At 46.0% G+C, this 20,491-nt stretch carries 21 protein-coding genes and 1 other annotated feature; of the genes, 8 read left to right on the top strand and 13 right to left on the bottom strand.

Features of this window, described 5'->3' with window-relative positions; genetic code table 11:
- Positions 1–140: 140 nt before the first annotated feature.
- On the bottom strand, positions 141–1,847 hold the full coding sequence (gene ezrA / locus ABC765_RS02525) for a septation ring formation regulator EzrA (RefSeq protein ID WP_347980642.1): 1,707 nt from the start codon (positions 1,845–1,847) through the stop codon (positions 141–143).
- Between the two features lie 128 nt (positions 1,848–1,975).
- Between ezrA and ABC765_RS02520 the strand changes: the two genes are divergently transcribed.
- Positions 1,976–2,431: a GAF domain-containing protein gene (locus ABC765_RS02520; RefSeq protein ID WP_347980641.1), complete on the top strand. Its 456-nt coding sequence runs from the start codon at positions 1,976–1,978 to the stop codon at positions 2,429–2,431.
- Positions 2,432–2,625: 194 nt separating this feature from the next.
- Positions 2,626–3,234, top strand: coding sequence for a 30S ribosomal protein S4 (rpsD, locus tag ABC765_RS02515; protein WP_033934417.1), 609 nt, complete (start codon positions 2,626–2,628; stop codon positions 3,232–3,234).
- A gap of 194 nt (positions 3,235–3,428) precedes the next feature.
- On the opposite strand, the gene tkt is transcribed toward rpsD, so the two are convergent.
- Together tkt and ABC765_RS02505 are read right to left on the bottom strand one after the other, a co-directional pair.
- Positions 3,429–5,444 (bottom strand): transketolase, encoded by a 2,016-nt coding sequence (tkt, locus tag ABC765_RS02510; RefSeq protein ID WP_347980640.1) that lies wholly within the window; start codon positions 5,442–5,444, stop codon positions 3,429–3,431.
- Positions 5,437–6,192 (bottom strand): transaldolase family protein, encoded by a 756-nt coding sequence (locus tag ABC765_RS02505; protein ID WP_347952839.1) that lies wholly within the window; start codon positions 6,190–6,192, stop codon positions 5,437–5,439. The genes tkt and ABC765_RS02505 overlap by 8 nt, the downstream gene beginning before the upstream one ends.
- 651 nt (positions 6,193–6,843) lie before the next feature.
- Here ABC765_RS02505 and ABC765_RS02500 point away from each other — a divergent pair.
- The 6 genes from ABC765_RS02500 to ABC765_RS02475 all read left to right on the top strand — a co-directional run bounded on the left by ABC765_RS02500 (position 6,844) and on the right by ABC765_RS02475 (position 11,023).
- Positions 6,844–7,524 (top strand): fructose permease, encoded by a 681-nt coding sequence (locus ABC765_RS02500; protein WP_347980916.1) that lies wholly within the window; start codon positions 6,844–6,846, stop codon positions 7,522–7,524.
- Between the two features lie 46 nt (positions 7,525–7,570).
- Entirely contained in the window at positions 7,571–7,981 is a 411-nt protein-coding gene (locus ABC765_RS02495; protein WP_347952838.1) for a VOC family protein, read from the top strand.
- A 96-nt stretch (positions 7,982–8,077) separates the two neighbouring features.
- Positions 8,078–8,548: a YueI family protein gene (locus ABC765_RS02490; RefSeq protein WP_347952837.1), complete on the top strand. Its 471-nt coding sequence runs from the start codon at positions 8,078–8,080 to the stop codon at positions 8,546–8,548.
- 41 nt (positions 8,549–8,589) lie between these two features.
- On the top strand, positions 8,590–9,849 hold the full coding sequence (locus ABC765_RS02485; protein WP_347980915.1) for a replication-associated recombination protein A: 1,260 nt from the start codon (positions 8,590–8,592) through the stop codon (positions 9,847–9,849).
- Positions 9,850–10,168: 319 nt separating this feature from the next.
- Positions 10,169–10,453 carry a hypothetical protein gene (locus tag ABC765_RS02480; protein ID WP_347952836.1) on the top strand — a complete coding sequence of 95 codons (285 nt, stop codon included), beginning with the start codon at positions 10,169–10,171 and terminating at the stop codon, positions 10,451–10,453.
- 87 nt (positions 10,454–10,540) lie between these two features.
- Positions 10,541–11,023 (top strand): universal stress protein, encoded by a 483-nt coding sequence (locus ABC765_RS02475; RefSeq protein WP_074504715.1) that lies wholly within the window; start codon positions 10,541–10,543, stop codon positions 11,021–11,023.
- 56 nt (positions 11,024–11,079) lie between these two features.
- On the opposite strand, the gene ABC765_RS02470 is transcribed toward ABC765_RS02475, so the two are convergent.
- The 10 genes from ABC765_RS02470 to ABC765_RS02425 all read right to left on the bottom strand — a co-directional run bounded on the left by ABC765_RS02470 (position 11,080) and on the right by ABC765_RS02425 (position 20,488).
- A complete protein-coding gene (locus tag ABC765_RS02470) occupies positions 11,080–11,919 on the bottom strand; it encodes a helix-turn-helix transcriptional regulator (protein WP_347980639.1) in 840 nt (279 codons plus the stop codon).
- A 178-nt stretch (positions 11,920–12,097) separates the two neighbouring features.
- Positions 12,098–13,231: a D-alanine--D-alanine ligase family protein gene (locus tag ABC765_RS02465; RefSeq protein WP_033934410.1), complete on the bottom strand. Its 1,134-nt coding sequence runs from the start codon at positions 13,229–13,231 to the stop codon at positions 12,098–12,100.
- Between the two features lie 86 nt (positions 13,232–13,317).
- On the bottom strand, positions 13,318–14,277 hold the full coding sequence (locus tag ABC765_RS02460; RefSeq protein WP_347980638.1) for a DUF2785 domain-containing protein: 960 nt from the start codon (positions 14,275–14,277) through the stop codon (positions 13,318–13,320).
- An 86-nt stretch (positions 14,278–14,363) separates the two neighbouring features.
- Positions 14,364–15,506: an ArgE/DapE family deacylase gene (locus ABC765_RS02455; RefSeq protein ID WP_347980637.1), complete on the bottom strand. Its 1,143-nt coding sequence runs from the start codon at positions 15,504–15,506 to the stop codon at positions 14,364–14,366.
- 60 nt (positions 15,507–15,566) lie between these two features.
- A complete protein-coding gene (locus ABC765_RS02450; protein ID WP_347953973.1) occupies positions 15,567–16,286 on the bottom strand; it encodes a methionine ABC transporter permease in 720 nt (239 codons plus the stop codon).
- A complete protein-coding gene (locus ABC765_RS02445) occupies positions 16,261–17,328 on the bottom strand; it encodes a methionine ABC transporter ATP-binding protein (RefSeq protein WP_347952831.1) in 1,068 nt (355 codons plus the stop codon). The genes ABC765_RS02450 and ABC765_RS02445 overlap by 26 nt, the downstream gene beginning before the upstream one ends.
- Positions 17,329–17,357: 29 nt before the next feature.
- Entirely contained in the window at positions 17,358–18,206 is an 849-nt protein-coding gene (locus tag ABC765_RS02440) for a MetQ/NlpA family ABC transporter substrate-binding protein (RefSeq protein ID WP_347952830.1), read from the bottom strand.
- A gap of 126 nt (positions 18,207–18,332) precedes the next feature.
- Positions 18,333–18,566: a binding site (T-box leader), on the bottom strand.
- Positions 18,567–18,701: 135 nt separating this feature from the next.
- A complete protein-coding gene (locus ABC765_RS02435) occupies positions 18,702–18,992 on the bottom strand; it encodes a biotin/lipoyl-containing protein (protein ID WP_347980636.1) in 291 nt (96 codons plus the stop codon).
- A gap of 12 nt (positions 18,993–19,004) precedes the next feature.
- Positions 19,005–20,198 (bottom strand): FtsW/RodA/SpoVE family cell cycle protein, encoded by a 1,194-nt coding sequence (locus ABC765_RS02430; protein ID WP_347952828.1) that lies wholly within the window; start codon positions 20,196–20,198, stop codon positions 19,005–19,007.
- A 65-nt stretch (positions 20,199–20,263) separates the two neighbouring features.
- Positions 20,264–20,488 (bottom strand): DUF2969 domain-containing protein, encoded by a 225-nt coding sequence (locus ABC765_RS02425; RefSeq protein ID WP_006500281.1) that lies wholly within the window; start codon positions 20,486–20,488, stop codon positions 20,264–20,266.
- Between the last annotated feature and the right edge of the window lie 3 nt (positions 20,489–20,491).

The raw sequence follows: 20,491 nt of genomic DNA, 5'->3' as shown, positions 1-20,491 counted from the left end.
GATATTGCCGCCGATGGATCACATCCGCGACGAAGGTTCGGCTCCTAAAACAACGCTACATTATAACAGATCCCGTTTCTTTTAACCATGATTGATGCCTTAAAATAAAAAAACGCGTCATTGGCGACACGTTTTTGATTTTAAGAATTGCGGTTAAGCTCGGCGTAGTAACGCTGCTCCATTTGCTTATAGGAACCCGGCTCGACTTTTTCAACGGCCTTTTCCAAGATTTCCAGACTGCCCGGATAATTATAATGATTGAATTCATTTTGTGCCTGGGTAATCGCAGCATTGATATCTTCATGATCAATGCTGAGCCGGTTGGCATATTGAATCAGCCGTTCGGTCAGCTCGGCACTATCTCTTAAATCATCGGTTTTTTCCTGCAGCGTTTCCAAATCGTCCTGCACGATCAAAAGCTGCTTGGTAATGTCTTCCATATCAATCTTAACCTGATTGATCGCATCGGCCAGTTTGCCAATTTCATCACTGACCAGGAAGAAATAGTCCATGTAGTCTTGGGGAATTCCCGGCAGATTCAGTGACTCCACGCGTCGTTTGATTGTGCGAATCTCAACTGAGAATCGCTGCAGCGTTTTTTTGGCTCGCGCCTCATCAGACTGTAGATCGGCAACGCTGTCATTGATCTGTTTTTGCTGTTCTTCGATTGCCGTCAACGACTTTTCATTATCGGTCTGACGAGCAACAACCTGACTGTCAATCGCTTCTTCGACTGCAAGTGCTTCTTGATCTTGATCATATGATGCCTGCAGCTGCCGCAACTGCTCGTCAAGGCCGCGTGCGTTGGCCAGTTCGTCATTGTTAAGCGTATAGTTCAGGCTTAAGCGTTCCAACTCATCAATCAGCTCACGATTCTGCTGTTTGGCATGACTCAAATGACGTCCGACATCGCGCATCAAGGGCGCAACTTTCGGCCGAGCATCAAGTTCACGCTGCATAACGTCATAAAGATGCTCGATATGCTGCGTCAGCTGATCGTTTGCCGTTGCTGCCTCGTCCAATCGCAAGGCAGCCAAATCGGCATCCGCCTGTTCGCAAAGCTGACCAAGCTGTTCAATTTCTTGATCAATCTGATCATCGGCAAAGTTATAGTGGTGTCGTTTCAGCTGTTCATAGCCATTTTTTAGTTCCTGCAGCTGGGTGGGAAATTCAGTCAGCAGCGGTTTATAGATATCTGGAATCTTTTGCATCAGTCGGGCCAGTTCCTCGGTATCCTGCTGCAGCTCATTAAGGACGTCTTGAGCTGCTTCATAGTCGCCTTTGACCGTAAGCGTAGTGAACTTGGCAAAGCGAGCTTCCAGATCCGTCAAACGCTGGCGCAGAGCCGTACTGCTTTTGCCATAGCGATAGCTGTTTTCTTCCAGTTCATTATGAAACTGCTGATATTGCTTCTTCAGCTCGCCAATTGCTTTTTGATGTTCCGCCTTAGCATCATCAATTTTTTTCAAACCTTCTTCAAGATTTGTCTGTTCACTCAGCAGCTTGGCAGTTGCATCCTGCAGCTTACGCAGATCCGGCTTGACTTTCAATAGGTTAAACCCATGCAGATCTTGCGCGATTTGATCGGCCAAGTCATCGACCCGACTGGCAGCCGTTAGGAATTCATCTTGATACTCATCCTTGAGCTGATTAAAATCCTTGAGCGAATCACCGCTCAACTCTGGATTTGCGTTTTTGGCAAGCCGTTCGTCTAAATGAGCTGTCAGTGCGGCAGCTTTTTGATTCAGCAAGGCGTCTACCGCATTGAGAGTTCGCTTTTGATAAACGTATACGCCAATAATTACCAATGCAGCAATAACTAAAATTCCGATCAACACTTGAAACATCTATATCCCACCTAATTTTGCACGGTTTATGCTTTGCGTTTTTCACCGTTTAATCCTAAAATTCTACTAATTAAAATTATATCATATCTGCTCTTGACAACTTATTATTTATCGGAGGGATTTTTATTTTGCCAAACTTTAAGCTTATCAACACCCAGCTGGCTGCCTTATTGGAAAATGAAACCAACTTAATTGCTAATCTGGCCAATGCCTCAGCACTGTTAAACGACAGCGTTGATCAATTGAACTGGACTGGCTTTTACCTTTATGACCCTAAAAAAAACGAACTGGTGCTGGGGCCATTTCAAGGACATCCGGCCTGCATGCACATTGCAATGAACAAAGGTGTCTGTGGTCAGTCAGCTGCTCAGCGACAGACGTTGGCGGTTGATGACGTCACTAAGTTTCCTGGGTATATCTCATGTGATGCTGCCGCCCGTTCTGAGCTTGTGATTCCCTTGATTAAAAATCAGCAATTGCTTGGTGTCTTGGATTTGGATGCCCCAGTTGAAAAAAGATTTGATGCAAATCTGCAGGCTGGTATTCAATCTTTTGTCGATGAACTGATCAAACATCTTGACTAGGCATGTTTTTCGCGTTAAAGTACTCTTTGTGTAAAATAATGCAGCAGTGAGGGGCAAGCTCGTCAACAGACCAATGCCGCATGGTGTTTCCAGTAACCCAGCTGCAAGGGTGAACGATCCAATTGGCCTGCACGAATGTCAAGCTCACAATCGGATTATTTTACTCCAAATAATTTTATTGGAGGAATTCTAATATGTCTCGTTACACTGGCCCTAGCTGGCGTGTATCTCGCCGTCTCGGCATGTCTCTGTCCGGTACCGGTAAGGAACTGGCTCGTCGCAACTACGCACCTGGTGATCACGGCAATGACCGTCGTGGCCGCCTGTCTGAATACGGTATGCAACTGCGCGAAAAGCAAAAGCTGCGTTACATGTACGGTATGACTGAACGTCAATTCCGTAACCTGTTCAAGCGTGCCGGTAAGATCAAGGAAGGTACTCACGGTACCAACTTCATGATCCTGCTGGAACGTCGTCTGGACAACATGGTTTACCGTCTGGGTCTGGCTACTACTCGTCGTCAAGCTCGTCAACTGGTTAACCACGGTCACATCACCGTAGATGGCAAGCGCGTTGACATTCCTTCCTTCGAAGTTAAGGTTGGTCAAGTCATCTCCGTTCGCGACAAGTCCAAGAACCTGGACGTTATCAAGAACGCTGTTGAAGCCGTTGTTGCACGTCCTTCATACGTTGAATTCGATGCTGACAAGCTCGAAGGTAAGCTGGTTCGCCTGCCAGAACGTGAAGACATGAACGCCGACATCGACGAAGCGCTGATTGTCGAATTCTACAACAAGCTGTAATATCTAATTACGGTTTATTTCTTAAAAAGCTCTGTGATATAAAATCACAGAGCTTTTTTATATACTAATTCAAATCAAAAAGGCCATGAGCGACTGGGATAGTGGATCGCTCATGGTCTTTGGGGATTTTTGGAGTATTTTGAGATTTAGAGATTAAGATTTATATGTGATACGTAGTTTTTAGAAAACAGCAGCTAGCCATTAGCGGCCATTTGATCTGATTTTTCATTTTCAAGCCCGGCTGTCTGCTTAAAGGCTGCAGCAACGCGTTCCGGCGTGAAGCCAAACTTTTCAATAACCTGTTCACCTGGAGCGCTGGTACCGAATTCATCAACGCCCATTACCATGCCATTCAAGCCGACAAAACGGTGCCAGCACATTGAACTGCCCATTTCGATTGCCAAGCGCTTATCCAGGCGTGGCGGCAGCACCATTTCTTGATACTGCTTTGACTGCCGTAAGAAACGTTCCTGACATGGCATCGAAACAACCTGCACGTCAATGCCTTCTTTGGCTAATCGTTCTCTAGCCTGCAATGCCAAAGAGACTTCAGAGCCGCTGGCAATCAAGATTCCAGCCGGATGATTGGTTTGAGCCGGTGCCAGGACATAAGCTCCTCGTTCTACCGGTGCATGTTTAGCTGCTGCCAAAACCGGCAGTCCCTGACGCGAGGTAACGATTACGCTCGGACGATCAGCGGTTTTGCCAATGACCTGCCAGGAAGCGATCGTTTCATTGGCATCAGCTGGACGATAGACATCGACACCCGGCATTGAGCGCAGCGCTGCCAACTGCTCAACTGGTTCATGCGTTGGACCATCTTCACCAACAGCCAAAGAGTCATGAGAAAAAACAAAGGTAGTCGGGATCTTCATTAAAGCGGCCAGACGAACGGCACCCTTAAGATAGTCGCTAAAGACCAAGAACGTGCTGCCAAAGGCTCGGGTGCCACCATGCAGCGTAATTCCATTCAAGGCTGCTGCCATGCCAAATTCACGTACGCCAAACCGCAGATTGCGGCCTAATGGATTATCCGCAGCAAAATTGTCATCTTTTTTCAGCAGCGTTTTGTTAGAACTGGCCAAGTCAGCGGCCCCGCCCCAAAACATCGGGTTCTGCCGGGCAATTTCCTGCAGTGCGTCATCGCATACCAGCCGCGTGGCAATTTTTTCACCTGGTTGATAGTTCAAGTCATCATCATTCAGCTTAAACTCATCATTCATCAATTGAGCAGCCAGTTGCGGATACTGCTGCTGATAGGAAGCCCACATTTCCAACCAGCGCTGGTATTGCTTTTCTTTGGCAGCCACCAGTTCTTGGAAGTGATCATAAACAGCCTGCGGTACGGCGAAAGATGGTTCATGCCAGTCAAATTTTTCTTTAAGGACAGCCAGACCATCCTGACCAACCGGCGTGCCATGAACTTTGTTGGTTCCCTGTTTAGGCGCGCCATAGCCAATTACCGTCTTAACCTCAATCAAGGTTGGCTTATCGGAACGTTTAGCCCGCCATAAGGCTGCATCGATCTGGGCCAGATCATTGCCATCCTCAACGCGTTCATAATTCCATGAAGCCGCCTTGACCCGCTGTTCAACATTGTCATGCGTACTCATCGACAATGGTCCATCCAGTGAAACATCATTCGAGTCATAAAGCACGATCAGTTTGTTAAGCTGCAGATTGCCTGCAATATCCAAGGCTTCTTGACTGATGCCTTCCATCAAATCACCATCACCCGCCAAAGCGTAAGTGTAATGATCAATTACTGGCATCCCCGGTCGGTTGCACTGTGCAGCTAGATGCTTTTCTGCAATCGCCATGCCAACTGCCATACCAAGTCCTTGACCCAGAGGACCAGTTGAGGCATCAACGCCAGGCGTCCAGCCATATTCTGGATGGCCTGGTGTTTTGGAACCCATTTGGCGAAACGCCTTCAAGTCATCAATAGTGAGATCAAAGCCATTTAGATGCAGCAGACTGTAGAGCAGCGCTGAGCCATGGCCCGCTGACAAGACAAAGCGATCGCGATTGATCCATTTAGGCTGTTTAGGGTTAAAACGCATATGATATTCAAACAGCGTGTAAGCCATTGGCGCAGCGTCCAAAACAATCCCCGGATGGCCGCTGTGCGAGGCTTCAATCATTTCTACGCCCAGCATCCGAGCAGCTGTAACTGATTTTTGATCCAGAGTAGCCTGCTGATTACTCATTGACTGCCGCCTCCTCTGCAACTTCATCTAGAATGCTGAACCCCAGCGTACTAATATCTTGGTCAAAGCCGCGAACCGTATCCAGAGCAACATCTTCTGGCGTAAACTCGCGCCGTGCCAGCCACTTTTGCAGAATTGCCGGTGGTACCGTAATAATATCAATACCAGCCTGCTGAGCCTGACGAATGTTGTCGACTTCACGCGTTGAGGCCCACAATAAGTCAACGTTTGGATGCAGATGCGACATCGCTACGCTGGCATTGACAAAGGAAGTTGGATCCGCCCCCGTATCAGCAACTCGTCCTACAAACAGTGAAATAATCGCTGGCGTCTGTTCGTCCAAAGCTTCCAATGCCAGGCGCACCTGTTCGCTGGTCGTCACTGCGGTAATGTTCAGCTTGATGCCGGCATGTGCCAGTTGATGAATCAGCTCCGTATTAGGCTGTCCATTCAAGTTTAAAATTGGAATCTTAACATAGACATGTTCGCCTAATGAACTTAAGATTTCTGCTTCCTGCTGCATTTTCTGAGGATCTTGTGAAAAAACCTCAAAAGACAGGGAAGCTTCTGGAAACTCGCCAACTACTTGCTTAGCAAACGTCAAGTAATTAGTAACCCCTGCTCGCTTCATCAGTGAGGGATTAGTTGTAAAGCCCGTTACTTCAGGCAGCTTGGCCATTTGACGCATGTCATCAATGACAGCACCGTCAGCATAGATGGCAATCGTTTTTTGCTCAGTTGATTGCATTTCTCTTGCTCCTTTGTTAAATATACCAATTTTTAGTTAACAATTAATTCATGACTCGTATCATGACCGAATTTGCCAACGCCGTCAATTGGATTTTGAAATTATTTTTGCTAATCGATTAGCAATACCAATTCAAGTTTGTGCACTGGTTATCAGTTAATTTTTGAGTCAATCGCCGTTATATCAACGATAATTCACATCTGGACCACTAGGCGACGGTAACTTTATATTGTTAAGCAATCGATTGCGCAAAGCTTTATATTTTTTAGTTATATATGATTTTATTTTCATTTGTGTCTTTAGAATAAGCATATACCAATTTCGAAGTGAGCAAGCTGGGACTGTCAAAAGGCTGTGAATCAAACAACAAATTCACGAAAAAAATTTAAAAAAACAGCTGCCAAGCCGATCAATTACCGCTACCCAATTACAGCAGCAAAGAAATCGCTTTCTCAAGCTGATTGCGAGGCGATTTTGACCATCTTAAAATCTGTCAACCGGTTGACATTGGCGGTTACTGGGGGTATCTTTATCGTGGCAAGTGAAGTCTATCACCAATTTTTAAGACGTGATCTTGTCAGGAAGAAGGGAATTAATTTGGAACAAGCAAGCTCAAAAAACGTCACCGCAGTACCAAAGCGCACCATTTCAATGCCAGCCAGCATTGCCTACTTCGCCCTGTCGATCGTTATCAACTCGATGGGAAACGTTTTGACGCTGGTTACCAGTTCACATATTCATCCACAGTTTTTAGGATCCGCTTATTGGACGGCGGCTGAAAATAATCTCGGCATTGCCGTCCTGGGCAATAATTCAATGACACTGTTTTGGGCATTCATGGTTCTGGGAATGCTAACCTCAGTCTTAAACGCAATTCTGATGCATAAATGGGAATGGAAACGAATTTTTGGCAACTTCATCTTTATGCTGCCGTTTTCAATCTTTATTCAATGGTTTTCCGATATTTTCAACCGAATCATGCCCGATGCCCATTCCTTGCCAATGGTAGTTCTGTATGTTCTGATCAATTTTTTGGGCGTTACTTTGATTGGAGTGGCCATTTCGATCTATCAGCGAGTAAATCTGGTACTGCACCCAGCCGATGATTTATTCCAGATTCTGCGTTTTCGTTATTTCAAAGGCAATGCAACCTTATCAATGTGGGCATCATATATTCCGCCAACGATTATGGCTCTGCTGGCTCTGCCTAAGATGGGGCTGGCAAACTTTGGTCTCGGAACGGTTTTTGCGCTGCTATTCCAAGGCGGTATTACTGGGCTTGCCGATCGAATTATCTTCCCTAAGCTCAAGCATCAAGCCTTAGATGTTTAGACTCTTCACTTTTATTAACAGCAGTTTTAGTTAAAGGAGAAAAATTATGGCATTCAATAAAAGTTTAGCTGGCTACTTCGATGATCTGCAGCACATTGGTATTCCAACCGATGATCTGCAAAAAACAGTTGCCTTTTGGGAAAAGCTCGGGTTCAAGATGCTGGGCAATTTTGATACTGACGACCAGGGCAATGAGGTTGTCTTTATGCAATACGCTCACCTGACTCTGGAAATCTGGACTGGTGATGGTGCCGTTCGCCAAACCGGTGCGATTAACCATATCTCTTTAAATACTTCTGATGCCGATGCCGCCTTTAAAGCAGCCAAGGCAGCCGGCTTTAAGATGAAAGAAGATCAAGTTCAGCATCTCGACTTCTGGCAGCATGGCATCAAGTTCTTCAATATTGAAGGACCAAATGCTGAAACTATTGAATTTTGCCAAATCGTCAAAGACTAGGATGATCTTCGCCATTGCTTAATGCAGTGGCGTTTTTTTATTATTCAAGATCAATCAATGATACAATAGGATGAAACTACTTACGGAGGGTTATGCATGGCTAACGAAGAAAAAAGTGCAGTTGATCAGCGGCTGCAAAATGCAGTCTATGGTACGCCTAAAATCAATCCCGATGAGCAAAGACGCTATCTGGGAACTTTTCGTGAGCGAGTCTGCCTGACGATCAGCGTGGCTCAGCTTGGCGAGCGTGACTGGTCTGATGCCCTGCGATTGGAGCTAAAAAAAGGAATCGGCAATCTGGTCTTTTTAAATGGCAATCTAGATGATGAGCAGCTGCGACCATATATGCGAGCAGCCGTTCAAGAACATGCCAGCTTCACTTTGAAAACGGATCCAGAATTTTCAACAGCCCCTGAAAAGCTGGCGGTCGTAGTAGCGGCTAAAACCGCAGTCTATCAGTCGCCAGTTGATGTTGCGAAGCGCTATCCAGATCTGTCAAAGCCAGTTTCTCAAGTCAAGTCGCCGGCCAAGCAAGGCTTTTGGCAGCGACTGTTTCATTCTAAGTAAAACAAAGGAGGCCTTGTTTTTTGCAGCCATTAGCCTATCGCATGCGGCCGCGCAATCTAAACGAAGTCGTTGGTCAGCAGCATCTGGTTGGTCCTGGCAAGATCATCAATCGCATGGTTAAGGCCAAAATGCTCAGCTCAATGATTCTGTATGGCCCGCCTGGCACTGGCAAAACGAGTATCGCCAGTGCTATCGCCGGATCAACCAAGTATGCCTTTCGCATGTTGAATGCGGCCACCGATTCCAAAAAAGATCTGCAGATTGTCGCCGAAGAAGCCAAAATGAGCGGAACCGTGATTCTGCTGCTTGATGAGATTCACCGCCTTGATAAAACCAAGCAGGATTTTTTACTGCCTCATTTAGAAAACGGCCATATCATCTTAATCGGCGCCACGACTGAAAACCCGTATCTGTCGATCAATCCAGCTATTCGCAGTCGCACTCAGATTTTTCCAGTCTACCCCTTAACCGAAAAAGACATCAGCCTGGCCATTGATCGCGCCCTCGCCGACCAGGAGCGAGGCCTGGGGAAAATGCCGCTGGAGCTTGCCGACAATGCTCGTCAGCAGCTGATTCGCGCAGTCAACGGCGATCTGCGCAGTGCGCTAAACGGATTGGAGCTGGCCGCCAAGTCAACCGATCCAGCTCAAGACGGTAAGATTCATCTAACCCTGCCGATTATTGAGGAATGCGTTCAGAAAAAAGCACTGGCTGCCGATAAGGATGGCGATGCTCATTATGACGTCATCTCTGCTTTTCAAAAATCGATTCGCGGCAGTGACGTCGATGCCGCACTTCATTATTTGGCACGGCTGATTGCCGCCGGTGATCTGCCAAGCATTGCCCGCCGCTTGACCGTAATTGCCTATGAGGATATTGGTCTGGCAAACCCGCCAGCCGTTCAGCGAGCCATCACGGCAATTCAGGCAGCTGAAAAAATTGGTCTGCCTGAAGCGCGCATTCCCTTGGCCGATGCCGTAATTGAACTGGCGCTGTCGCCCAAGTCAAATTCAGGTATTCAAGCCATTGATGCTGCTTTAGAGCGTATTGATCAAGGCAGCTTCGGCGAGATCCCCAATTGGCTAAAAGACGCCCACTACCAAGGTGCCCAAAAACTTGGCCATGGCGTCGACTACCAATATCCGCATGATTTTCCACAAGACTGGGTTCGCCAGCAGTATCTACCAGATAAAATCAAAAATGATGAGTATTATCATCCCAAGCCAAACGGTGAATTTGAAAAAGCCCTGGGAATTCAGTATCGGCGGCTATTGAAGGCCCAACGTCAGCCAAGAAGTTGAAAACGATTGCACCTATTTAAAAAAAATGCTAACATACTAATAGAGGTTCTGTAATGTGCGTGTTGTCTAATTCGCAGTCTTGCCTTACAGTTTCGTTACTTTGGGACTAGTGCCTCGACACTGTAACGACATGCCTTCTCACTTGGTAGTCGAAGCTTTGTCGGCCATGGCCCACCTGTCTTATCCACAGGTCAACACTGAAAGACAATTAACGGCATGAACGGAGCCGATACATATCATAATAAAGCGGGATTGAAATCATTACTGGTTTCAGTCCCGCTTTTATGGTACCTTGGCAGAGAAAGGAGTTTTGATTTTTTTGATTACTGTTTTGATGATTATTTTTGCCGCGATCATGCTGATTGAAAGCTGGTATCTATTAAGTCACCGCAAGACCGGTATCTTTGGCCAAACCGCTACTGAGCGCAGTCTTCGTCACTGCAGCATCTGGGGCTGGCTGCTGCTGATCTGGGGTATCGTAAGTCTGATTGCCGCGTTCTTCTCTGATCATATTGGTTTGGTAGCAACCGTATTGGTGATTGGCTGCCTGGCTGACATGGCCATGGCGCTGGCAACCAGTTCGTTAGTGTTCAAAAAACATTGATTTTCTAAACATTTTTTTGCGAAAGCCTTTACAATGTTGTAAAATATAAATAAACAAAGAAGCTTAAGCATTAAGGGGGTACTTGATATGACTCAACAATACCAACACATTTTGGTTCCTGTAGATGGATCAAAGGAAGCTGAACTGGCTTTTAAGAAAGCTGTTGCTGTTGCTAAACGGAATGGCGCTGATACGGAATTGCGCCTGCTGCACGTCGTTGACACTCGTGCTTTCCAAAACATCTCCAGTTTCGACAGCTCAATGGTTGAACAAGTAACCACGACTGCCAAGAAGACGCTGGATCAATACGTTGACTATGCCAAAAAGCAAGGCGTTGCCAATGTCAGCTACACGATTGAATACGGCGCTCCTAAGACGATCATTGCCCGCGAAGTGCCAAAGGAAATGCACGCTGACCTGATTATGATCGGTGCTACTGGTTTAAATGCCGTTGAACGGATCTTGATCGGCTCGGTTACTGAATTCGTTACTCGGACTGCGATCTGTGATGTTTTGGTCGTTCGTACCGACTTGGACAACCAGCCAATTCCAGTTCAAAAAAAACGCTAAGGCATAATTAAAAGCGTTGACTGAAATTTCAGTCAACGCTTTTTTTATGTATAATTTTAAGCCATTGCTAAGGCCTTCATTGATTCCTTAACCAGTTCAGGATGCTGACCGACCAGCGCCAAACTGTGCGCAATCTCTAAATCCTGTTTGCCCACTGCCTGATTGGCCAATGCCAGCTGCGCCTTGCCGGCATGCAGATAATAGCGATCAAGCAGAAACATCGAGCGCATCTGCCGACAGATTTCAATACCGCGCTGCGCAACATTGAGTGACAACTGCGGCTGATCCAGCGCCAGATACAAGCCAGATATGTATTCATAGACTACGATCCACTGCAGCTGGCCGCCAGTTAGCTTTTTTTCATCAATCAAGCGCATTGCCCTTTCAACCAAACGCAGTGCTCGACTTTGACTGCCGATCTTTTCATAAGCCATCGCCATGCCAATCGTGGTCATCGCCAGATAAATATTGGCACTGACGGTCGAAAACTGGGTCAGAACCAATTCAAAGTTAAAGATTGCCTCATCAAATTGATGATTTTGTACCTGCAGCATCCCTAGCAAATAATAGTAGCGCTGCTTATCAAATTCATTTTGCAGATTTTTGACCTTGATCATCTGCAGGGCAGCCTGGGCATCTTCAAACTGCCTTTCTGCCAACAGGCGACCAATCTGATCAAAAGTTGCCGTCATCGAAACGTCATCATTTTCAATAATCTCATTTGCCGAAATATCCAACCGCGAGCAAAGTGCAGTTAAAATATTCATTTTAGGAATTCGATTTTGTTTTTCCATCAGGCTGATCGTTGCCTGCGTACAGATTCCTTCCGCTAATGCTGTCTGTGACAGTCCCCTTTTGCGCCGAATCTGCTTAAAGATATCCCCACGAAGCTTCATCTAATATTCCTTCTTAATATATGTATAGTAAAACCAATTAACCAATAAAAATATGTATATGATTATTTTATCATAAATTTATCAATAATTAGACAATTGTAAATAGTTTGCCAAATATAAAACCTCCAAAACTGGTGGCAGCTCTGGAGGTTGTTATTAATCATCTTAATTGCTTATTTTAGTGATATTCTTTTTTACCGACTTTTTCTTCACCAAGCGACTGGAAATCGTACTTGATTTGTTCTTGCCGTTCAAATTCTTCCAGTCCCAGCTTAATCAGGCGATCAATTAAATCTGAGTACTTAATACCAGAAACTTCCCACATCTGCGGGTAAAGACTAATGTTGGTGAAGCCTGGCAGCGTATTCGGCTCACTCAAGTATGGAACGTTATTTTGGTCAACCAGGAAGTCGATCCGGCAAAGTCCCTTCATGCCAAGCGCCTTGTAAGCTTTCAGTGCCATATCGGTAATCTCTTGCGTCAAGTCATCTGGCAGGATTACCGGCAGATCAAAGACCACGCCACTGGCATCGACAAATTTATTTTCATAGTCGTAGAATGGGTCATCGCTTGGTACTCGGATACCGCCAAGCTTAGAAGCGATTGGATGCTCATTACCAAGAATTGAGATTTCAATTTCACGAGGGTGGTCAATACCTTGCTCAACTAAGACCTTAAAGTCATACTTAAAGGCATCATCAAGAGCAGCTTTTAATTCAGCCTCGTTTTCGACTTTATGAATCCCGACTGAAGAACCTTGCTTGGCCGGCTTAACGAATACCAGATCGCCAAGTTCTTCTTGGATGGCATGCCAGTCGTACTGATCGCGATTTTCTGGCGTCAGCAGAATGTATGGCGTATTGCGAATTCCAGCTTGCGTAATGATCTTCTTGGTAAGATCCTTGTCAAACGACATGGCACTAGCGGCAATCCCTGAACCAATATATGGCTTCTTCAGCAAGCGGAACAGGCCTTGGACCGTACCATCCTCACCTAAGTTACCGTGAATAACCGGAATGAAGAAATCGATCTGCTTAACCGTGCTCAAAGCCTGGATTGGTGCCAGTGGCGCATCAAGATCCATATTGGCATAAGCTTCCTTGACTACGGCATCTTCTGGTTCGCCGTCAAAGATCCGCTGTGAGTATTCATTGTTCAGCAGAATTCCATCTTTGGTGAACATAAACAGGCTGACGTCATATTTGTTCTTGTCCATCGCGTCAAATACATTGTGAGCGCTCCGTTTAGAGACATCGTGTTCCGAAGAATTGCCCCCGAACAGCAATGCTACGTGCAGCTTTTTGTTCGTCATGTAAAATACCACCTATCTAATTTTAAATGTACTTAAACCGTTTTTATTAGAAACTACAGTATAACACTATCTGTAAACGTTGACAACTAAATCTCTTGTTCAATGATCTCAGCCATAACCTTAGGCGGCAGATCTTTGTCAACCAGCAGGGCCGTCATCAAGCGCTGATAGTTGAAAAACAGATGCCAATCCCCCTCATTATCAACGTCTGACTGTTGCTTCAACCAAGCGCGCCAATCTTTTAATTCCATCAAAAAATAATCCTGGTACAGACGATGACGCTTGAGCAGACAGACTAAATACTCCGCAATCTCATTCTGCTCGCCCATTTCCAGCGGCGTGCGCAAACGACGATAGCGTTCCACTAAAACGGTCATCATAAAAATATGATCGCCTCTTAAAAGATCCGTCCGTTCCGTCATTTCCATAAAAATATTGGTCAGTTCAAAAAACATATGTGCCCAGCCGCGTCTGCCGATAAAGCCTCTGGTATCTTTTTCCAGCAGGACTAAGAGTGCAACCTTATTAATTACCTCCTGCAGCTTTTCTTCAGTCAGAAAAAAGTAGCCGAACCGATCAGCCATTAAAAAAGAATGCAGCATGTTGACGGCTGAAGCGCGCATAAAAACTGCCTGATTTTTAGGCTCCAAGACATGTGCGTATAAGATATCGTCTTGCAATACATAGTCTGTCCAATGTGCAATCTCATCAGCACTGACCATCTCATGTCCCAATAAATCATTGATTGCCTGCCTTGAGCATTCTCTGGCCACTCGATCAACCGAAGCCAGATGATAAAACAAACTTTTTTTCTGTACCTGGTCAAGCGGCTCTTTTTCAAGCATCTGCTGCTTAATTACAGACATTTCGTTTTTTAGATAGCGTTGGTCGTCAGCAGGCGGTTCATAGCTGGTTCGCTTTTGGCTGGGAACCTTTTCGACCAGCTCGCCAACTCGCTGATACAGTGATTGAAAGATCTCGGCATTATCAACGCGCTGATGCAGCTCAATCAGTTGTTCTCTTAGACTGGCAATTGATTCAGTCATAGGCATCCCCCTTTTTGGTAATCATTTAATTTTATCACAATAAAAAGACCTTCATGATCCAACATGAAGGTCTTCCAGTCTTTTAGCTAGCTAAAGAAATCATGCATGATGGTGCGGTAGGCATTGATCGTGGCAAAATAGCTCGACCAGGTTGTATACTCATCAACCTGATGCGCCCGCGACCATTCATCAGCACCCAACACGACAACCGGCAGATCACAACGATGCTTGACAAACACACTGGCATCAGTAGCTCCATTGATGATCGTCAGCTCTGGTTTATTGACATAGCTGTCGTTAGCTGCCTTTAAGGCCAGTTTTACCAAATCGCTTTGTGGATCGGTTGCAATCGGCCACCAATCATTTAAGATATTGAGCGTCAATTCATAATCCGTAGTCTGATTTAGATAGTCAATCGCCTTTTCAAGCCGCTGCGTAACTTTTTCATTATCAAACGCACGTGTTGGTCGAAGATTGCCGCGCAGTTCGGCACGATCAGGAATCGTATTAACCTGATCGCCGGCTTTTAAAATCGTAATTGAATGCTTAACGCTGCCTAGATATTGATCCTGCGGCACGTTGTCAAACAAGCTGGCCTCCAGTTCGATAAAACGAGCCAGACCGCTGACGGCATTGATTCCGCGTTCAGGCATGGAGCTGTGTGCTGAGCGTCCCTTGCAGACTACTTGATAGTTATAGCTTCCCGATGTGGCGTAAACGATATTGCCGCCCGTTGGCTCACCTACGATCAAGGCACTCAGATCTTTAGCAATGCCTTTCTCCTCCAAACGATTGGCGCCTGGTGTCCCATATTCCTCGCCAGCCGTTGCAATCAAACGGATCTTGCCATCAGGCTGCCAGCCGCTTTCCTTAAGCTCAATCAAAGCAATTGCCTGAGCAGCCAATCCGCTTTTCATGTCCGCGGCGCCACGGCCAAAGAGTCGATCTCCCTGGGTTTCAGCACCAAATGGATCATGATGCCAGTTAGCACGATTACCCACGGCGACCGTATCCATATGACCAGTAATTCCTAAGACCCGATCAGTATTGCCCTGTCCAAACTCAACGATCAGATTGGCCCGCCGCTCGCCAAACGCATCCACCTCAGCATCCATGTCATGCTGTGCAAACAGTCGTGCTAAGTAGTCGGCAACGTCAAGCTCATTGCCGTTTACCGAATTGATATGAATCAGATCTTTTAAAATTTTTGCTTGCTTTTCCTTATCCATTGTTCAACACCTCTAAAAAAAAAAACGGCCCAAAAAAGCCGTTTCCATAATCTAATCAAATTAACGGTTTTGGTGGTTAACGGCCTTTGCCAAAACGTCACCAACCAGTTGAATGATAATCACCAGCAGCAATACCAGCAAGGTCGCCACGATTGTAATGTCGTTGCAGAAACGATCGTATCCATAGGCAATGGCCGTATTACCAAGGCCACCGGCACCAACCGCACCAGCCATGGCCGTGAGACCAACCAGACTGATCAGTGAAACCGTAGTCACCCGCACCAATTCAGAACGTGCTTCACGCAAGTAGACTTCAAAGATGATATCAGCATTGGTAGCACCAATTGCCTGAGCAGCCTCGATCTTACCATAGTTCACGCTTTCCAGCGCAACCTGAACTTGACGGGCATAAAATGGGAAGAATCCCAAGGACAATGGTACCAAAGCAGCCGTTGTCCCAATCTGCGTACCAACGATCAATTGCGTAAACGGAGCAATGAAGGCCAACAAAATGATAAATGGAATGGCCCGGAACAATGAGACGATCTTGTCAGAAATACTAAACAGCGTCTTATTCTCCATAATGCCGCCAGGTTTTGCAACTACCAGAATCACACCGAACAACACACCGAGGATGCCACCAAAGACAGCTGGCCAAAACGTCATATAGAGCGTTTGACCAATTGAGGTACCCCAGCCACTGTCGCCGCTCCAGCCGAGTTGGACGACATTAGGAAAATATTTTGCAAAAAACTCAGTCATGCCAAATCCCCCGATCATCAATCTTGGTTACTTCAACGTCTTGATCCTTAAAGAACTTTACGGCCGCCTCTCTTTGATCAGGCGTTCCCTTTACGATCACAAACAGCATCCCGATCGGCACGTTGCCTAATACCTCAACGTTGCCATAGATCATGCTGGCTTCGACGCCGGTTGCCCGGTAAAGTCCGATAATCAGTGGCTCAGCAACTGAATCGCCGCTGTAGACCAGCTGATACAGCTCTTCATCATCATTAAGCGTCCCCAGGTTCATTGAACGCAGCGTATCCATGGCCGCCAGTGAACCACCGACAAACTGACGCGTCAGTTCCTGCTGCGGCCGCAAGAAGACTTGCCGCAGCTCGCCTTTTTCAATGATCACCCCATGCTGCATTACCGCAATCTTGTTGGCAACACGCTTAACGGCATCCATTTCGTGAGTAATCAAGATGATCGTAAGACCAATCTTTTCATTTAAATCCTTGAGCAGGTCCAAAATCTGGTTGGTATTACGAGGGTCCAGCGCCGAGGTTGCCTCGTCAGAAATCAAAATTTCTGGATCATTGGCCAGTGCCCGGGCAATGGCAACCCGCTGCTGCTCGCCACCGGAAAGCTGAACTGGATAGGCATCGGCCTTATCCTTTAAGCCGACCAGATCCAAGAGTTTCAATGACTTTTGTTCGACCTCGTCATCACTGAGCTTACTGTGCTTGAGGGCAAACATGACATTGTCGAGCACCGTCGTTTCGTTCAGCAGATTGAAATGCTGAAAGATCATTCCGATGTTGCGTCGCTTTTCCTGCAGTTTTGCGTTGCTGATCTGCTGCTTGTGATCGGCAAACAGCACTTCGCCTTCAACCGTGATCTTGCCTGCAGTTGGCTTTTGCAGCAGGTTGATCGTGCGAACCAGCGTTGACTTGCCGGCACCCGAGTAGCCAACTACCCCATAGATGTCGCCTTTTTCGACTTGCAGGGTGACATCCTTAACGGCTTGAACAGTTTCGTTTTTGCCAGTCTGGAACGTAACGTCGATGTGTTCCAAATCAATAATGTTTGTCCCCATATATCTCTTCTCCTTCTATCTGGTGGAAATTACTTCAGCTTAATGTCCCAAGCTGGCTTTTCCAGACCCTTGTATTGTTCGTTGATGACCTTCTTAACCTTTTCCGTTTGGTATGCCTTTACAACATCCTTGTAGGCTTCCTTGTTGCGGTCCTTCTTACGAGCAGCGATCAAGTTGATCCATTGTTCAGAATCCTTGTTGACTGGTTCAGTAAAGATGGACTTCTTCGTTGAGATCTTGGCAGCCACTGCATAGTTGGTGTTGATAACTGCTGCATCAACACTGTCCAGCGTCCGTGCTGCTTGGTCGGCAGCAACTTCTTTAATCTTCAGGTTCTTTGGATTCTTAGCAATTGAATTGATCGTTGCCAAAGCGCCAGTGTTCTTCTTTAAGGTAATCAAGCCTGCACTCTGCAAAACGTACAGTGCTCGGCTTTCGTTTGATGCATCGTTTGGAATGGCAATCGTAGCACCATCTGGCAGACTCTTAACATTCTTGTAGTTGTTGGAGTAGAGGTGAATTGGCGTGATGAAGGTCTTGCCGATTGAAACCAAAGAACCTTTGTTAGCCTTGTTCCATGCATCCAAGAATGCTTTGTGCTGGAAAGCGTTCAGATCGATGCTGCCGCTTTGCAGAGCCTTGTTTGGCTGGTTGTAGTCAGTAAACGTCTTGAGCTTAATATCAACATTGTATTTGCTCTTGGCCGTCTTTTTAACCTGATTCCAAACTGCCTCATCCTGCTTAGATGGTGAAACGACCCCGACCGTTACGGTTTGTTCCTTTTGCTTGCCAAAATTGCCGAAGCTGAAGATCCCAGCAATAACGACTACCAATGCAACAACGACCCAGATTAACGTTTTTTTCTTACGCTTGTTCATAATGATGTCTCCTCTCAATTCTCAATTAAATAATCCCTTTTTAATAATAGCTTTTCAAAACAACAGCCTGCCGGCAGCCAATTGTTTGATCATTAATCAAAACAAACAAAAAACACTCATCCTTATAAAAAGGACGAGTGTTTCGCGGTACCACCTTTTTTTGCCTAATTCTCGCAAATTAAGCCTCAGTAGGTGACTTAAAAAATCACCTTGCATTGATAACGGCTGCAACCCCGTTACCGGCTAAATATCGCCAGTACCATTCCAAGCCCATCTTCGACTGCTTAACGAATTTCCTCTCACCAACCGGAAACTCTCTGAGCACGCGCCACAATCTACTCTGCTTTTCGATATGTTTGAATTTGTTCGTTCGATTAATTGATTATGTAGTTATTATAATGCAATTTTAATTTACGTCAACACTTTTTTCATAAATTTCATAAAAAAAGCTGAGACCGGCTTTCAATGCCTGTCTCAGCAATCAGAGAAATTTACTCAGCTAAATGGCTGAACCTTAATCATCCACTGACCATCGTCACTGTCAGCAGCCACCCAGCCCTCCAACGCTGGATTAACGGCAACGATCACACCGTCAAGCGGACTTTTTAAATCGACGATCATTTTCTGTCCTTCGATCGTAGCCAGACTGTCATTGGTTTTAAGCTGGGTTCCCACCAATGCTACATCAATAAAATTCGGTTGGCCTAATTCCTGCAGTACTGATTTGTTTAAGCCAACTGCGACCAGATCACGGGCTTGATGATCAATCCACCATGGCTGTTCCATCTTACATCACCCCTAATGAAATTCTTGATTGTTGCTGAACATGTAGGAATGATGATGATACCTCATCGACATGACCATCCCAATCCCAATCAGATTTCCGATCAAAGAAGAGCCACCAGCACTGATAAATGGCAAAGGAATCCCCGTCAATGGCAAAAGGCCGATGTTCATCCCAATATTTTCAAAGACGTGGAAAAGGATCATCATAATGACCCCGGTCGAAATATAGGCATAGAACTCATTTTTAGTATCAAACGTTACCCGAATCATCAGATAGATCAGCAGCAGATAAAGCAAAATCAGCAGGACGCCGCCAATAAAGCCAAAGTTTTCACCGATGACCGAAAAAATCATATCAGATTCACGCACCGGGACATAGACATGCGTGTGGTTAAAGCCCGTCCCGGTAATTCCACCGCTGCCGACCGCCTTAATACTTTGCCAGAGCTGGTAGCCTTGGTTGGTCGTATCAGCTTGAGGATTCAGCCAGGTATCAACTCGATCAAACTGGTATGCCTGAAACCCGATATGCTCTAGGATCCGTCGACCAGTCGTACTGGTAACCATTGCCAGCGCCGAACCGCCAACAACGATCAAAACCGTAGCAACTGGGGCAATAATCCGCCAGGTTACGCCGCCGACCAAGACCATGCCGCAGAAAATGGCAAAGAAGACCAGCGAAGTCCCAAAGTCATTTTGAAAGTGCAGCGAAATCATAATCGGCATCAGCCACAGCAGCATCTTGCCAATCAAGCGCCAGTCCGATTCAACGGTATGAGTACTGTATTGACTGTTATGAGTCGTGATCACGCGGCCCATCATTAATATATAGGCCGGTTTCATGACTTCTGAAGGCTGAAAAGTGAACGGACCAATGGCAAACCAGCTCTTGGCACCTGTACTGGCATAGTACGATCGACTATAAAAGACCAGGATGGCAAACATCAAGAAGATTCCGAGCCAATAGACGATTGGCGCGATTTTCCAGAGCTGTTCGGCGTCAAACTGCATGATAACGATAATCATGATCGTCCCAATGATGTACCAAACCAATTGCGATACTACTTGACGCGTGACGCTGGTCGGGGTCTTATCATTGCTGGCCGCAACATAGATTGAAGCCAGTCCAATCAGCGCCAGCAAAAGCACACAGAAGATAATGCCCCAGTCAATCCGCGATTCATTATCATTTTGCGATCGTTGCATTAAAATTTCTCCTTATTAAAACTAAAAAGGGCTCGGGCTTTTCCCCAACCCCTTTTATCCACCAATCAACCTTGGTGAAGATGATACTGCTGAAGAATCGTTTCCAGCCCTTCTTCTTGCGAGCGAACGTAAAATGCCTGTTCACCTTTGAGAAGAATTGCCTTGAAGCGTTCCTTGTCAGCCACGACCTCACCGATCAGTCGCTTTCCAACAAAAATCTGTTCTACCGGCTGGCCATTGCGTTCAATATCTTTGACGCTAACGGCAACCGTTTTTTCTTTTTTTGACACGTT

The organism is Limosilactobacillus sp. WILCCON 0051 (genome assembly GCF_039955095.1).
Classification (GTDB): domain Bacteria; phylum Bacillota; class Bacilli; order Lactobacillales; family Lactobacillaceae; genus Limosilactobacillus; species Limosilactobacillus allomucosae.
Note: the sequence above shows the minus strand (reverse complement) of the source record. Positions and strands in the feature narration are given on the sequence as shown.